The sequence below is a fragment of the Puia dinghuensis genome, assembly GCF_014642875.1.
GTDB lineage: Bacteria > Bacteroidota > Bacteroidia > Chitinophagales > Chitinophagaceae > Puia > Puia dinghuensis.
The window spans coordinates 948,108-964,499 of sequence record NZ_BMJC01000002.1 but is presented as its reverse complement, the minus strand read 5'-3'; the positions used below and the strand labels follow the sequence as shown (position 1 = coordinate 964,499).

The 16,392-nt window shown below is 53.2% G+C and carries 12 protein-coding genes; 10 read left to right on the top strand and 2 right to left on the bottom strand.

From position 1 onward, the window contains the following. Nucleotides 1-10: 10 nt before the first annotated feature. Together IEY39_RS12150 and IEY39_RS12145 are read right to left on the bottom strand one after the other, a co-directional pair. Nucleotides 11-460, bottom strand: a complete 450-nt coding sequence (locus IEY39_RS12150; RefSeq protein WP_188931787.1) for a response regulator — start codon at nt 458-460, stop codon at nt 11-13. Further along, complete coding sequence (locus IEY39_RS12145; RefSeq protein ID WP_188931785.1) at nt 414-2,276, bottom strand: ATP-binding protein; 1,863 nt, start codon at nt 2,274-2,276, stop codon at nt 414-416. The genes IEY39_RS12150 and IEY39_RS12145 overlap by 47 nt, the downstream gene beginning before the upstream one ends. Nucleotides 2,277-2,385: 109 nt before the next feature. Here IEY39_RS12145 and IEY39_RS12140 point away from each other — a divergent pair, with 109 nt between their 5' ends. The 10 genes from IEY39_RS12140 (at nt 2,386) to IEY39_RS12095 (ending at nt 16,384) form a co-directional block, all read left to right on the top strand. Beyond that, a complete protein-coding gene (locus IEY39_RS12140; protein ID WP_188931783.1) occupies nt 2,386-3,243 on the top strand; it encodes a fumarylacetoacetate hydrolase family protein in 858 nt (285 codons plus the stop codon). 6 nt (nt 3,244-3,249) lie between these two features. After that, nucleotides 3,250-4,647, top strand: coding sequence for a dGTP triphosphohydrolase (dgt, locus tag IEY39_RS12135; RefSeq protein WP_229688885.1), 1,398 nt, complete (start codon nt 3,250-3,252; stop codon nt 4,645-4,647). 56 nt (nt 4,648-4,703) lie between these two features. Beyond that, the gene (locus IEY39_RS12130; protein ID WP_188931781.1) at nt 4,704-7,745 is read left to right on the top strand and encodes a sensor histidine kinase; all 3,042 of its coding nucleotides are present in this window, start codon (nt 4,704-4,706) and stop codon (nt 7,743-7,745) included. A 27-nt stretch (nt 7,746-7,772) separates the two neighbouring features. Further along, a complete protein-coding gene (locus tag IEY39_RS12125; protein ID WP_188931779.1) occupies nt 7,773-8,909 on the top strand; it encodes a glycoside hydrolase family 130 protein in 1,137 nt (378 codons plus the stop codon). Nucleotides 8,910-9,015: 106 nt separating this feature from the next. Further along, the gene (locus IEY39_RS12120) at nt 9,016-9,252 is read left to right on the top strand and encodes a helix-turn-helix domain-containing protein (protein WP_188931778.1); all 237 of its coding nucleotides are present in this window, start codon (nt 9,016-9,018) and stop codon (nt 9,250-9,252) included. Between the two features lie 229 nt (nt 9,253-9,481). Continuing rightward, nucleotides 9,482-9,706 (top strand): helix-turn-helix domain-containing protein, encoded by a 225-nt coding sequence (locus tag IEY39_RS12115; RefSeq protein WP_188931777.1) that lies wholly within the window; start codon nt 9,482-9,484, stop codon nt 9,704-9,706. A 90-nt stretch (nt 9,707-9,796) separates the two neighbouring features. Beyond that, a complete protein-coding gene (locus IEY39_RS12110) occupies nt 9,797-10,036 on the top strand; it encodes a hypothetical protein (protein ID WP_188931776.1) in 240 nt (79 codons plus the stop codon). 24 nt (nt 10,037-10,060) lie between these two features. Further along, entirely contained in the window at nt 10,061-12,484 is a 2,424-nt protein-coding gene (locus IEY39_RS12105; RefSeq protein ID WP_188931775.1) for a glycoside hydrolase family 3 N-terminal domain-containing protein, read from the top strand. 70 nt (nt 12,485-12,554) lie between these two features. Then, on the top strand, nt 12,555-14,219 hold the full coding sequence (locus IEY39_RS12100; RefSeq protein ID WP_188931774.1) for a M1 family metallopeptidase: 1,665 nt from the start codon (nt 12,555-12,557) through the stop codon (nt 14,217-14,219). Further along, a complete protein-coding gene (locus IEY39_RS12095; protein WP_188931772.1) occupies nt 14,216-16,384 on the top strand; it encodes a S9 family peptidase in 2,169 nt (722 codons plus the stop codon). The genes IEY39_RS12100 and IEY39_RS12095 overlap by 4 nt, the downstream gene beginning before the upstream one ends. Nucleotides 16,385-16,392 lie beyond the last annotated feature (8 nt).

Sequence of the window (16,392 nt, the reverse complement as noted above, 5' to 3'; positions counted from 1 at the left end):
CAATATTTTGTTACATAGAGGCCGGCATCGGCGGCTGATTGGTCAGCAGCCAGTACATTCCCAACTGGCTAACCGCCCTGGCGAACCCATCGAAATCGACGGGTTTGACGACGTAGCTGTTCACCCCAAGAGAATAACTGCTGATAACATCCTGCTCTTCCTTTGAGGAGGTCATGATCACGACAGGTATCGACTTGCTGACTTCCTTGGATTTGATCTGCCGCAGCACTTCGATACCATCCACTTTCGGCATCTTGATATCCAGCAGGATCACTTTTGGCGGATTGTCCGTTCCACGGTCCTTGAACTTTCCCCGCGCAAAGATGAAATCAAGCGCTTCCTCTCCATCCTTTACGTGCACCAGGTTGTTGGCCAGGTTCACCTTTTTCAATGCACGGGTGGTCATTTCCGCATCATGGATATTGTCCTCTACCAGCAATACTTCTACTTGATTGTGCATATAGGTTAAAATTTAATTCTTGCTTGTCATTGGGTAATTCGAAATAGAATACTGCTCCCTGGCCCGGCGAGGACTCGGCACGGATGGTCCCCCTGTGTTTGTCAAGGATGCGTTTCACCAGCGCCAATCCCACACCCGTCCCTTCAAATTCATCCTGGCTATGCAGGCGCTGGAAAACCTTGAATAGCTTGTCGGCATATTTCATATCGAATCCGGCCCCATTGTCCCGGACATGGTACACGGTTCCTTCCGCCTCTTTTGAAGCCCCGATGAAGATGCGGGCATCGGTCTTTTTCGAGGAATATTTCATGGCATTGCCGATGAGGTTGAGCCATACCTGTTTGAGCAGGTCGCTGTCGCCTCTGCAGTCAGGAAGAGAACCGATAGCGATGTCAAATTCCTTTTCAGGCCAGGTGGCGGACAGTTCGGCAACACACCCCTCCGCCAGCGCTTTCATATCGATTACGTTGCGTTTCACCTCCCGCTTCCCCAGGCGGGAAAAGGCGATGAGGTCGTCGATGAGCCGGCCCATCATTTTTACATTGGAAAGGATATTGTCGGTGATGCGTTTGGCCTCATCGTCAAACCTGTCTTCATAGTCCTCCTTCAGCATCATGGCGTAGCCGCTGACTGCCCGCAGCGGCGCCCGCAGGTCGTGGGATACGGAATAGGAGAAGGCTTCGAGCTCCCTGTTGACGGCTTCCAGCTCTTCCGTGCGGCTTCTTACTTTGCTCTCCAGGTTCTCCTGGGCCTGACGTACCCGGGTAGTCATACTATTGAAGGAATCGGCCAGGTTACCGATCTCATCCTTCCGGTGGATAGTGACGGACGACGAATAGTCGCCGGCGGCTATGGCGGCCGTTGCGCGCATAAGATGATTTAGCGGCCGGGTGAAATTCCGGCTGATGAGCCAGGCGATAAAGCTGCCTGTGATGATCAGCAGTACACCAAGGCCGATCATCCAATACAGGAAACGGGTAGCTGTTTCCAGGAGGAGGCCCTGTGACAATTCTACCCGGACGATCCATTTAGAACTTCCGATAGGCATGGAAAATGCGATCACTTCGCCATTCGGCCGCTTATAGTTCACCGTTTTACGCAGGCCTTCCGCTGCCAGAGGCGGCGCGGCCACCGGCTTCAACAGGTTTGTCCAGAACGAGCCGTCACTGTTGCCAAAGTAAAGGACCGCTCCCGCTCCTATAAGCTGAGTGAACTGCTCTACATCTTTTGGTTTCGTTCGTAAGGGCTGCCAGCGAATAAGATAGCCAAGCGGCTTCTTGTCCCGAGTAACTGTTGCGATGAGGGGGGCATAAATGGAATCTCCGGCAGGATAAAAGCCTCCGACGAAATTGCTGTCGGGCTTTCCGTTTAAAATCTCTTTGTTGACATCGGGCCGCACCTTCATGTTGCCGGCAGACAATAGCTGCCGCCCCTGCAGGTCGAGCAATTCCGTTCGGACGGTCTGGGGATCCGCCAACGACTTCCGCAGCACTTCCTGCGCCCCGGAAGCGGTCGTGGTGTCCGGTGCTTCCAGGTAGTGAACGACGGCCGGCTGGTTGGCCAGAGCCTGCGTCGCACCCGCCAATTTACGGGCGGACTGCTGAAACATGGTGGACAGCTGCTGGGTAAGGGTGACGAGCCTTTGTTGCCCTATGCCGAGCGCCGCACGCCGGACAGCCATATAGGAAACCGTTCCAAATACGGCCATGAGGACAGTAAGAAGGAGGCAGATCAAAAGTGGGAGCTGCTGACGGATGGACAATTTCCGTAAGGAAAAGGGGGATAATTTCGACAGTATTGGTCTTTTTTCTTCCATAAGTGGCCAGGTAAGAAATTAGTAAGCACGCAACAAGCTGTCGAAAGGTTCACTCAATATACGAAATTTATCCCAACAAAGCAATCGTTTCCACTGTATATTTGGCGGTATGAACCTCTTCAAAACGACAAAAGGCAACCTGCTGCTCGATAAAGAACAGTTCTGGCTTATCCATGAGCCCTGGGAACAACTGATCAACCACAGCGGATCGCACGGCCTGTATGGCCATTTGCAATCCCTGCTTCCCCATGCCGAGGTGGTGCCTGCCGGCGAGGCCGATGCCCTGATCAACAGCCACCTGCTTGCGCCGATAGGCGCAGCACAAGAGATATGGGCTGCGGGCGTTACCTACCTGCGCAGCCGGGACGCCCGAATGGAGGAGTCAAAGGAGTCCGGCGGGGCCTCGTTCTATGATAAAGTATATGACGCCGAACGTCCGGAACTATTTTTCAAAGCCCTGCCTCATCGGGTAGCTGCCCACAACGAGACGGTATACATCCGCCGCGATTCTACCTGGAATGTACCGGAGCCCGAATTGACCTTATTCATCAATTCCCATGGCGAGATCCAGGCCTATACCATCGGCAACGATATGAGTTCGCGCAGCATTGAAGGAGAGAACCCCCTCTACCTGCCCCAGGCGAAGGTTTACCAACGCAGCGCTGCCCTGGGGCCCTGTCTTTATATCCCTGCTTCACCCATTGCCCCGATGACCCATATCAGCATGGTGATCCGGCGTGCCGGAAAAAGCGTTTATTCCGGAGAAGTCGCCATCAGCCAGATCAAACGCAAACTACCCGAGCTGGCTTCCTGGCTTTACCGTGAAATGGATTTTGCCCAGGGCTGTTTTCTGATGACCGGCACCTGCCTTGTTCCAGGCAACGATTTCACCCTTGCTGCGGACGATATTGTAGAAATAACCATTGATAACATCGGCACCCTCAGTAATACGGTGAGCTATAAGTAATATTGCATGCAAAGAATGGACTGGCAGCATCTGTATAGCCCTCTCCGCACGGGCTCTTCCGAGCGGAAAACCGCCGATCCTTCCGGGATCCGTACTTCCTTCTTGAGAGACTACGACCGTATCATCTTTTCTTCCGCTTTCCGGCGGCTGCAGAATAAGACGCAGGTGTTCCCCCTGCCCGGCCCCGTATTTGTCCACAACCGGCTGACCCATAGTCTTGAAGTGGCCTCCGTGGGCCGGTCGCTTGGCAAGGCTGTGGGTGATGCCCTGACGGAAAAATATCCTGAACAGTATGGGGAGGAGTTTCGGGAATTCTATAAATATGAGCTGCCTTCCGTTATTGCGGCTGGTTGTCTCGCTCACGACATAGGGAACCCACCTTTTGGCCACTCCGGAGAGGACGCGATCCGCAATTTCTTCCGCCAACTGGAAGGGCAGGAGAGAAGCCGCTTCGAGGCTGAGCTAAGCCCCAATCAACAAAGAGATTTCTTATACTTCGAAGGGAATGCCAATGCATTCCGCACGCTTACGCATAATTTCAACGAACCGACCCTGGGTGGTTTCCGGCTCACTTATGCAACGCTTGCCTCCCTTGTGAAATACCCATGCGATTCACTTAATGGTTTTGACAAACGGCACCTGGCAACCAAAAAGTCGGGGTTCTTCGACTCGGAGATCGAGACCTGGCACGCTATCGCCACTGCGCTTGGCATACCCCAACCTGACGTAACAAAAAATAGTTATGCCCGGCATCCCTTCGTTTTCCTGGTGGAAGCGGCCGATGACATCTGCTACCGGATCATCGATTTTGAAGATGCCCACCGGCTCAACATCATTTCCATCGACACCATCGCCCGGCTCTTCCTGTCCTTCTTTGACGAGGAAACGGGCTATGATGCCCGCGACAGGGTGGAGAAGATCTTTCACGATATTAATGACGACAACCAGAAAGTACAGTTTCTCCGGGCGAAATTGATCAACCTGCTCATTTTCCGCGTTCGGGACATCTTTATGGAAAAAGAGAACGAATTGCTCACCGGGAGTCTCGACAAGGCGCTGATCGATCATCTCCCGGCCCGCGAACTGGCCCTGGTGAAGGAGATCGACGCGTTTTCCGTACAGCATATCTATAATCACCGGTCGGTGGTGGAGATCGAGATCGCCGGCTATAATGTCATCGGCGGGATGCTAAAGGAATTCTTCGGAGCCGTCCTCAATCCCCGCAACGTCAAGTCGGAAAAGCTTTTGCAACTCATATCGAAACAATTTGTGATATCTGGTGTCCCCGATCGGTTTTATAATGACATCCAATCCATCGTAGACTTCGTCGCCGGCATGACCGATCTGTACGCGGTCGACCTGTACCGCAAGATAACGGGTATGGCCTTCCCACAGATACGGTGATATTACATAAATGTGGTAGAAAATTTACTACATTTATAGTCAGAACTATTGCTTATATGGTTAAGGCGTTGTTCTTCTGTTTGACGCTCCCCTGCGCCGTATTCGCTCAATTATCCGGGAAAGACCTTTATCCACAACCTCACAACTATATAGTTCAGCAATATAACAGTGAGAATGGTCTCCCCCAGAATAGCGCCAGGGATCTGCTTCTGGACAGGAATAAATTTCTCTGGATAGCAACTGAAAATGGCCTTGTGAGATTCGACGGCCAGCGCTTTCGTATTTACAATACTCTCAACACTCCCGTTTTACAAATGAACCGTTTTGCGGTGCTGTCAGAGGACGCCCGGCGGGAAGTGCTCATCCGGAGTGAATTTGATCCCTCGGTGATCTTTAAAGTGAGGCCGGATTACAGCATAGCCGTGGATTCGGCTTTAACCCGGCTGCCGCATAAATTGATCAGCTTTCACTCCAACGGCATCTTCGATGAAGCTCCCCTGCTAAAGGCCCTGTCGGATACGGCCTTGCAGAATATATTACTGCAAGCTACCACCTACTGGATACTCAACGAAAAAGAAGTGGTGATCCGCTACGGGAATGACTGGTATTATCTGAGCACCAGTCCCCAAAAGCTGGTCCGGCTACCGGTGGAGCCCGAGCAAAACGAAGTGCAATATGCATTTTTCAAGCAGGATATCTTTGGCATGTTCAGGAAAGGCGGCCGGCTGGTCTTTTTCAAACATGGCGAGCCGGCGCCGGTGCAGCTTGATGCATCGATGACGCCGATCGTAAAAGGAGCACAGGCGCCTGGTGCGCAAAAGATCTTCGTATATACAAAGGGCGGGCTTACCATTGCCAAAGTTGATAATGATATTTATGCATTGGACATCGGGCACGACACGCTAAAGGCAAAACTACTTTTTAAGGACCTTCAGTTCCTGGAGGATCAGCCCTTTTATTCTTTCCAGTATGATAGTAGTTCGGGGAGACTATTTATCGGAACACAGCATGAAGGGCTTTTTGTTGTAAGCCCCCGGCAATTCCATGCCCTCACCTATTCCGGAAAGGATTTTACCAGCAATGTATTCATGGCCTGCCAGACGCTGCCCGGAAACCGGTTGCTGACCAGCAACGGCATTTTCGATATGGATCACCGGTCCGGCGATATTCTTTTCCCGACGGAGGAAAGGCTCGACCGGCATTGCCTGTATAAGGCGGCGGACGGCAGCATCTGGCTGAGCCGGCACAAGATGTTGACCATTTATGACAGTACTTTTACCCATGCGACCTTTGTCAACACCTTTCTCATGGACTCCTACATTACTGCTATCCTGCACGGAAGCGATGGGGCCATATGGATAAGCACCATTTCATCTCTGTGGAAATGGGAAAAGGGCAGGTTATCGCAGGTGATCGATCGTTATCCCGCCTTCATTGGCCATCCTATTGAAACGATGGCCGAGTCTTCTCCCGGCACGCTATGGATAGCAACATGGGACGGCATCTACGTTTGCCATATGGCTACCGGGAAGCTGGAGGAGAAACCCCTGTTTCCACATGTATACGCGCGCTGCATTTTCCAGGCGAAAGATAAGCGCATTTTCATCGGGACATATGGTAATGGGTATTTCAGCTACAACAATGGCCGCTTCATGCCACTTCCCCAGGATAGCAGGAAATATCTCGCCAATGTGCACACCATCCTTGAGGATGATAAAGGGTATTTCTGGATGAGCACCAATCATGGATTATTCAGAGTCCGGGAAAACGACCTGGAAAATTTTACTGCCGGCCGGGACGATCCTGTTCTCTTCGAATATTTCGATAAGACGTTTGGGTTCAATACAAATGAGTTTAATGGCGGTTGTACTCCCGCCGCGGTCACTGACCGGGCCGGCAATTTCTATTTTCCATCGCTCAACGGCGTAGTATATTTCAACCCGGACAGCGTGTCGGACCCGTCCCACAATGCCACTCTGGTGATCGACGATCTTTCGGTCGATTCCGTGCCTTTCGACCATAAGCAAAATATCCGCATCCCCCCCGATTTCAACCGCATCGTCGCCGATGTCTCTATCCCCTATTATGGCCTGGAAGACAACCTGAACCTGGAATACACCATCGATGCCGCCGGCGGGAAATGGTACCCGGTGGGTAGGGATGGCAGGATCATTATCAACCGGTTGCCCTATGGTAAGTATGCCCTCAGCATCAGAGATCGCAGCAATAACAACAATCAGGCGGCGGTGGGGATCACCTTCCAGGTGTTGCCGCATTGGTATGATACCCGGTTGTTCTATGTGCTGCTGGTGGTTGTCCTGGTCGGCGTTGTCCTCCTGTTTTTCTGGCTGAGAACCCGGATACTCCGCAACCAGAACTTCCGGCTGCAGGCGAAGGTGGAAGAAAGGACCAGCGAACTGGCGCAAAGTACCCTGCTGAAGCAGAAGCTGGTCTCTGTCATCATTCACGATCTGCGATCGCCCTTGTTCTCAATATCCTTGCTGATCAATCATCTGACCCGATATCACCAGGAGATGGATGTCCCGGAGATACACGAGCAATTGGAGCAGCTGGATGATGCCTGCAAGGGTATCTGCCGGTTCACCACCGACTTTCTCACCTGGTTCAATAGCCAAAAGGATGGTTTTACTGTCCGCTATGAAGAGATCCACCTGGAGGAATTTATCAGGGAGACCGGTGTGTTGTATAAAGACATCCTGGTGCGCAAAAAGATAGATTTTTATACGGAGATACCTCCCGGATTGACCATGGTATCGGACAGGAATATCCTCGCCATAATCATAAGGAATTTATTGGACAATGCCGTGAAATATACTATTGCCGGCAGCATTCTTGTCCGGGTTGAACAAAATATGGACGGTATCCTGGTACAGGTAGTCGATACGGGCCCCGGCATGACTGCGGATAAGGTGCAACTGCTCCTCAATAGCGAACATAAAAATCCGGTGGATTCAACATCTTCTTTTGGCTACCGGTTCATTACGGAATTGGTGCGGCGGCTGGACGGTCATCTGAGTATCGATAGCGCACCGGGGCAAGGGACCGTAGTCTCTGTCCTTCATCCCAGCCGTGCATAATTATTAGTACTATTACTACAAAAAAGCATGAAACTATTCCTCGTCTTCTTTTTGGCCGGCCTCCTGGTAACAACCCGGATGTCGGACGTCCCTTCCTGGGCTCTCCTGCCTTTTTCAAAAGCGGACAAAATGAATCCGGTTCTCCAGCCTGGCACGGGTAGGTTTACCGATCCCATCCGGGGTCAGTCCGTGGCCTGGGAGGCGAAGGATGTCTTTAACCCCGCTGTCATTGTCCGTGGCGGCAAACTCTGCCTGCTCTACCGGGCGCAGGATAAGGTGGGTCATCCTGCCGGAACCTCCCGCATCGGGCTTGCTGAAAGCACCGACGGTTTTCATTTTACCCGGCAGCCTGCCCCTGTCCTCTACCCGGAAAACGATGCCTGGAAAAAATATGAATGGGAGGGCGGCTGCGAGGATCCCAGGGTCGTAGAGGACGAAAAGGGAGTTTATTATATGACGTATACTGCCTACGATGGTAATATTGCCCGCCTGATGGTTGCTACCTGTGCTGATGGCAGTCTCCGCCATTGGACGAAGCATGGGCCGGCATTTGCAAAAGCCTACGGGGGAAAATACATCGACAAATGGTCGAAATCGGGTTCCATCGTATCTCGTTATGTCGATGGACACATCCTTGCTGCGCGGATATCGGGTAAGTTTTGGATGTATTGGGGAGACCAATTCATCTGGGCCGCGACAAGCGATAACCTCATCGACTGGACTCCCGTAGAGAAAAGTCCCGGTGAGGCGGACCCGGTTGTGTTGAAGGGGCAGGCCCTGAACATGCAGCAACTAAAGATCGTGATCCCAACCCGTAGCAGGCGATTCGACAGCGACCTGGTGGAATCCGGTCCGCCGGCGATGCTCACCGGCAAAGGCATCCTTTTGCTGTACAATAGCCGCAACATTCCTGCGATCGGCGACCCTACGCTGCCCGAAGGTACTTACACGGCCTCCCAGGTTCTGCTCGATAGTAAGAACCCCACGCATATTCTCCATCGGCTGGATCAGTACTTCATGCGCCCCGACAAACCCTACGAACTCACCGGTCAGGTGAATGCCGTTTGTTTTATCGAGGGCCTTGCGCGTTTTCATCAAAAATGGTTCTTATATTACGGTACCGCTGATTCGAAGATCGCTGTTGCTACTCGTTCGGCGAAGTAGGGTGGTCGTGGATGAACGAATTATTAAATCCCTTTTTAGCGGCCTAATTGGACCTCAACGGTCTTGAAAAAACTTTACACCTTAGAACCACATTAGAAAAAAAGTAATGATAACTCCAGCCGATAAAAAGGTATTGAAAAGGTTCGGGGAAAACCTGAGAAAGCTCCGCAAGGATAAAGGTCTCAGCCTCCGCGAGATGTCGTATGCCTGTAGCATCGACAATAGTAAGATCGCCAAGATCGAGAAGGGGATGATCAACATCACTTTCACCACCTTGCTTCAACTGGCCGTTGCACTGGAAGCCCAGCCTGCAGTCCTGCTTGAATACGAGCCTGCTGAATAACGATTCCCTCCCAAAGCCGCCGGAGAAGGCTTGTCCGAAGGACAGACATTAGCGCTTTGCCTGGAATGCGCTATTTTTTTTTAGCGTATTCCAGGCAAATTCCGAATGGTTACTCCCGGGCTACCCCCGTAATAAGGTAAGACCCCCCTCGCCGGGAGTCCTTGTATTCTTTTCATCTTGCTGTACCAGCCACCGAAGCAACCCGATTCTCTTATCAAGATTGCATTCTATGGACAAACAGCAAGATGCCTTACACAGGCTCGGCCGGCGGCTGACTGAACTTCGCGAACAGCAACGTCTCACCCTGGCTCAACTTTCCACTCTTACCGGCCTCGATAGCCGGGAGATCGCCGCCATCGAAGCGGGGCAAGCAGATCCGCTGCTTACCACGATCATCGCCCTCTGCGACGGCCTTAGCGTTTCCCCTCGGGAATTACTACCCCCAAGTAAGTAGGTGCGTACCCTTACGCCGAAATTTTCCTATTGCAGGATGGACACGCAGGGCGTATATTACATTATCCTTTACTATGAAAAATCAGTATCTATGACAACACTCGTGGGCATCTTCTTTTCCCTTATCTCGGTTTTCGGTCTGTTCAAAGGCAAATCCAAACGCACCATTCGCAAACTTGTCCTCCTCGCCTTCTCCATTTTTCTCATCATTGGCCAGATTCTGTTCATGTACAGTGCACTGGACGTCGAAAGCCAGGTGTTCATCGGTTTCTCCGGGTTGATCAGCGGGATCATTTTAATCCTGGCGTTTCAAAAGAACGAAGCATGGTAATAAGGCTAATCCTTATCTTTAAGGATGCGCATCGTAATCCTGTCGGCCGCTTGCTGCCTTATCAACCTATTTGCATTTGCTCAGCTTTCCATTTACCACGAAGGGTGGATTGACTTCAACAAAAACGGTATAAAAGACATCTTCGAAGACCCGGCACAGCCGGTCGAACGGCGTATCGCCGATCTCCTGAGCCAGATGACGCTGGAAGAGAAGACCTGTCAGACGGCCACTCTCTATGGCTACGGCCGGGTATTGAAAGACTCACTCCCTACTCCCGAATGGAAGACCGAGATATGGAAGGATGGCATCGCCAATATCGACGAAGACCTCAACGCCGTCGCGGGCAACGCAGCGGCAAAAACCACGCTATCCTATCCCTTTAGCCGTCATGCCGAGGCGATAAATACCGTCCAACGTTGGTTTGTCGAACAGACCCGGCTGGGCATCCCCGTTGATTTTACCAACGAAGGCATCCATGGCCTCAACCACGACCGCGCCACTTCACTGCCGGCGCCCATCGCCATCGGCTCCACCTGGGATATCGCTCTTGTCCGCGAAGCCGGGGAGATCGTCGGCCGTGAGGCAAAAGCGCTTGGTTATACCAATGTGTATGCTCCCATCCTCGATCTGGCCCGCGACCCCCGCTGGGGCAGAACATTGGAATGCTATGGAGAAGACCCTTTTTTGGTGGCAGAACTGGGTAAGCAAATGACCCTGGGCATCCAGGAGGAAGGCGTGGCATCCACCCTCAAACATTTCGCTGTGTATAGCGTACCAAAGGGAGGCCGGGATGGCAGTGTTCGTACTGACCCGCACGTGGCTCCGCGGGAATTGTACCAGCTGTACCTCTACGCCTTCCGAAGGGTGATACAGGAGGCGAGGCCAATGGGTGTGATGAGCAGCTACAATGACTGGGATGGCGTACCTATCACCGGTAGCTACTATTTCCTCACCGAGCTGCTCCGCGAGAAATTCGGCTTTGACGGCTATGTCGTCTCCGACAGCGACGCCGTCGAATACCTTTTTACAAAGCATCATGTGGCCGCCACCTATAAGGATGCCGTCCGGCAGGTGATGGAAGCCGGTCTCAACGTCCGGACCAACTTCACCCCGCCAAAGACCTTTATCGAACCCCTGCGGGAACTGGTTCGCGACGGTGACCTCTCCATCCACATCCTCGACAAGCGGGTAGCCGATGTTCTCCGTGTAAAGTTCAGGCTTGGGCTCTTCGACCAACCCTACGTAAAAGACCCGAAGAAGGCGGACGAGGTGTTGGCGAACGGCCGTACAAAAGACTTCATGCTGAAGATGGCCCGCGAATCCCTTGTCCTCCTGAAGAACGACAGCAATCTGCTGCCGCTGGACAAACAGAAAGTCCACCATATCCTGATCACTGGCCCGCTGGCAAAGGAGACCTCTTATGCCATCAGCCGCTATGGACCATCTCACCTCTCTGTCATCAGTGTAGAAGAAGGGCTGCGTAACTACCTGGGCAACGCCGTCACGCTCGATTATGCAAAAGGCTGCGAGATGGTGGATAGCGCATGGCCGGAAAGCGAGATCATCCCAACTCCGCTCACCGCCATCGAACAGGCCGGGATCGACGAAGCCGTCGCCAAAGCCCGCAACGCTGATGCAATCGTAGCCGTACTGGGTGAGGACGAGAAAAGGGTAGGGGAGGGGATGTCCCGCACCGGGCTCGACCTTCCCGGCCGCCAGGAGCAGCTGCTGCAGGCCCTGCAAGCCACCGGCCGCCCTGTCGTTTTAGTGCTGATCAATGGCCAGCCCCTTACCATCAACTGGGCTAACCGCTATATCCCCGCCATCCTGGAAGCTTGGTTCCCCAACTCCGTTGGCGGCCAGGCCATCGCCGAGACGCTTTTTGGCGACAACAACCCCGGCGGAAAGCTGACGATCACCTTTCCAAAGACCACCGGCGAGATCGAATGGAATTTCCCCTATAAGCCGGGCTCGCAACCGGGTGATGCCCCAGCCACGCCACAGGCGCGGCCCGCCGGACAGGCTCGCCGCGAAAACCGCACCAGCGTCTTCGGCCCCATCTACCCCTTTGGCTACGGCCTCAGCTACACCACTTTCTCCTATAGCAATCTGGTGGTCATCCCCGACAGTCAGCACCCCCAAGGGGATATCACCGTCTCCGTAGAAGTAACCAATACAGGCACGCGAAAGGGCGACGAGGTGGTGCAGCTCTACCTCCACCAGGAAGTCAGCAGCGTCACGATCTACGAAATGCAGCTCCGCGGCTTTCAACGTATCTCCCTGCAGCCGGGCGAAAAGAAGACTGTGCAGTTCACGCTGCGCCCGGATGACCTTTCCCTGTTGGACAAGAACAATGTCTGGCGCGAGGAGCCGGGAAAATTTCAGGCAATGGTCGGCAGCAGTAGCGTCGACATCCGGCTAAAACAGGAATTTACCATCGTCCCCTAACAGATAATTTTCGTATAGTTTAAGTCAAAAAACGCACACACCGCATTGCCTTCCGGCCGTAAATTGCAGGATGAGAAAAGGTACACTGCTCATTGGCACGCTGCTGGTTTCCTTCGCCGCTGCGGCCCAGACAACTCCACAACCCACCCGGGTATTTACCCATGCCGATACCTTGCGCGGCGCCAACGGGCCGGAAAGGTCCTGGTGGGATATCCAGCGCTATGACATCACCGTGAAACCCGACTATCTGACAAAGACTACCGTCGGCAACGATCTCATCACCTATAAGGTGGTCAGCGACCGGCAGCCCGGCATGCAGCTCGACCTGCAGGAACCCCTGCAGATAGATAGCATCCGCTGCAACGGCAGCGACAACCTCCCCTTTACAAAAGAGGGGAATGCCTGGCATGTAAAAACGCCAAAACAGGCCAGGGGCTCCATCAACACCGTACAGGTGTGGTTCTCCGGTATTCCCACGGAAGCTAAACGCCCACCCTGGAGCGGCGGCTGGTCATGGATAAAGGATTCCCTCGGACGTCCGTGGATGACGGTCACCTGCCAGGGCATGGGCGCCTCCCTCTGGTACCCTTGCAAGGATTACCAGGGTGACGAACCTGACAAGGGCGCCTCCATGACCATGATCGTGCCTGACACCCTTGTCGGCGTCTCCAATGGCAGGCTCCAACTCAAAAAGGACAACGGTGACGGCACCACTACCTACAAATGGGCCGTCGTCAATCCTATCAGCAATTACTGTCTTATCCCTTATATCGGGAAGTATGTCACTTTTCATGAGGATTTCCAGGGTGAAAAAGGGCATCTCGATCTCGACTACTGGGTACTGGATTACAACCTGCAAAAAGCAAAAGCCTACCTCCCCGAACAGGTGCATAACATGCTGCATGCCCACGAACACTGGATGGGGCCCTATCCTTTCTATGAGGACAGCTACAAATTAGTGGATGTCCAGCACCCCGGGATGGAACACCAGAGCGCCGTCGCCTATGGTAACCGCTATGCCTTCGGCTATTGGGGCCGCGGTTCGAAATATGGGATGATGTATGACTTCATCGTCATCCACGAAAGCGGCCACGAATGGTTTGGCAACAACCTGACGACAAAAGACCTGGCCGATATGTGGGTACACGAAGGTTTTACCAACTACAGCGAGACCCTCTTCGTAGACTATATGTGGGGAAAAGAGGCCGGCAATGAATACAACATCGCCACCCGCCGCGGCATCCGCAACGAGCGGCCCATCATCGCGCATTATGACGTCAATGAAGAAGGCAGCGGCGACATGTATCCCAAAGGGGGTAACCTGCTCCAGGCCATCCGGCATAGCATCGACAATGACGATCGGTGGCGGCAGATACTTCGCGGTCTTAACAAGGACTTCTATCATCAGACCGTGACATCGGCACAGGTAGAGCGCTATATCTCCCGAAAAAGCGGCTTCGATTATGGAAAAGTATTCGACCAATACCTGAGGACGACACAGATACCCGATCTCGAATTCTATTTCAGCGCCGATAGTACGAAGGTGTTCTACCGGTATTCCAACTGCGTGGCCGGTTTTGATCTGCCGCTGGTGCTGAGAAACGATCAGGCGTCGATGCGCATTCTGCCAACGCCGGAATGGAAGAGCACCCGGCTGAAGGGCGACGAGGCAAGCCTCTTCGAGGAGAATGCTATTAAAAAAATGTACTACATTGGAGTTAAACTGAAATCATGAGCTCACTGGTCCGCCACCTGCCCGTCATCATTCTGTTCTGCCTGTTTGCCAACACCCTCACTGCCCAACGCGGTGGCGGTGGCGTCAAATGGAGCAAGGATGGGAAAAGTTATTATTCCATCGAGAACAATGCCCTCGTCCGGTATGACCTGCCTGCCTTCCAACGCGTTGTCGTGGTTGATGCGGGGCAGATGCCACAGGCCGTACAAAGCTTTTCTTTCAGCGATGATGAAAAAAAGCTGTTGTTCTTTACCAATACAAAAAGGGTATGGCGCTTCAACACCCGTGGCGACTACTGGGTTTTCGATATTCCTACCCATGCTTTGAAACAGCTGGGCGCAGGCCGGCCGGCCTCATCGCTGATGTTCGCCAAGATCTCCCCCGACGGGACAAAAGCCGCCTATACCAGCGAGCATAATGTTTATATGGAAGACCTTGCCACCGGGGCCATCACCCCGCTGACCACCGACGGGACACAACGCCTCATCAACGGAACATTCGACTGGGCTTATGAGGAAGAATTCAGTTGCCGGGACGGCTTCCGCTGGAGCCCCGACAGCAAGAGCATCGCCTATTGGCAGCTCGACGCGACAAAGGTGAAGAACTTCCTGATGATAAATAACACCGACTCGCTTTATCCCTTTACCATCCCCGTGGAATATCCCGTGGCCGGTGAGGATCCCTCGCCCTGTCGGGTAGGCGTCGTCGATCTCGCTTCAGGGAAGACCACCTGGATGGCGGTGCCGGGTGATAGCAGACAGCACTATATCCCAAGAATGGAATGGGCCGCTAACAGCAGCGAACTGGTGCTCGAACAGCTCAACCGCAAGCAGAATGACGCAAAGATCTTTATTTGCAACGCCGCTACCGGCGCCGCCACACCCATCTACGAGGAGACCGACAGCGCATGGATCGACGTAAAACAGCGTTATAGCGATGATCCCACCGGCTGGGAGTGGATGAAGGACGGCAAGGATTTCCTGTGGGTCTCCGAAAAAGACGGCTGGCGTCATCTCTTCCGCATCAGCCGTGACGGGAAGAAGGAAACGCTGCTCACAAAAGGCAATTACGACCTCATCAGTCTCAAAGCAATAGATGAAAAAGGCGGTTATGCTTACTTCATGGCCTCCCCGGATAATGCGACTCAGCAATATCTTTACCGCGTTCGACTCGATGGCAAGGGCAATCTCGAACTGGTTTCTCCCGCCACCCGGAAAGGCACGCATAACTACAATATTTCCCCCAACGCGCTATACGCGACGCACAACTTCTCCAATCATCTCTACGAATCGGTATCCGAATGGGTGAGCTTGCCAAAGCATACGACCATCAAGACCAATGACCAGGGCGGCCGCCGTGGTAACGGCCGGCCGCAATACCCGGTAAAAATGTTTCAGGTCACTACCGACGACGGCGTCACCATGGATGGCTGGATGATCCTGCCAAAGGATTTCGACAGTACAAAAAAATATCCCGTTCTCTTCCTTGTCTACACCGAACCCGCGGCCACCACCGTTAGAGATGCTGCGGGTGCCGCAGGCACCTCGCTCTATGCCGGCGACATCGCTGCGGATGGCTATATCCAGATAAGCCTCGATGGCAGGGGCACCCCGGCGCCAAAAGGCGCTGCCTGGCGCAAGTGCATCTACCGGAAGATCGGCATCATCAACATCCGGGACCAGGCCATGGCTGCAAAAAAGATACTGCAATGGCCCTTTGTCGACTCCGGCAGGATAGCAGTACATGGATGGAGCGGCGGCGGCTCTGCTACGCTGAATCTGCTATTCCAATACCCCGATATCTATAAGACGGGCATCTCCATCGCCCCTGTAGCGGACGAGCTGTTGTATGATAATATTTACCAGGAGCGGTACATGGGCCTTCCCCAGGAAAATCGGGACGATTTTGTAAAGGGTTCGCCCCTCTATTACGCAAAAAACCTGCGGGGCAACCTGCTCATTGTCCACGGCACCGGCGACGATAATGTTCATTATAAAGGTACAGAGGAGCTGATAAACGAACTGGTTAAATACGACCGGAAGTTCCAGATCATGGTCTATCCCAACCGTACCCATGCCATCCGGGAAGGTGAAGGCACCAGTCTGCACTTATCCCATTTATTTACCGACTATCTCCGGGAACACTGTCCGGGCGGCGGTCGATGACAAATCAA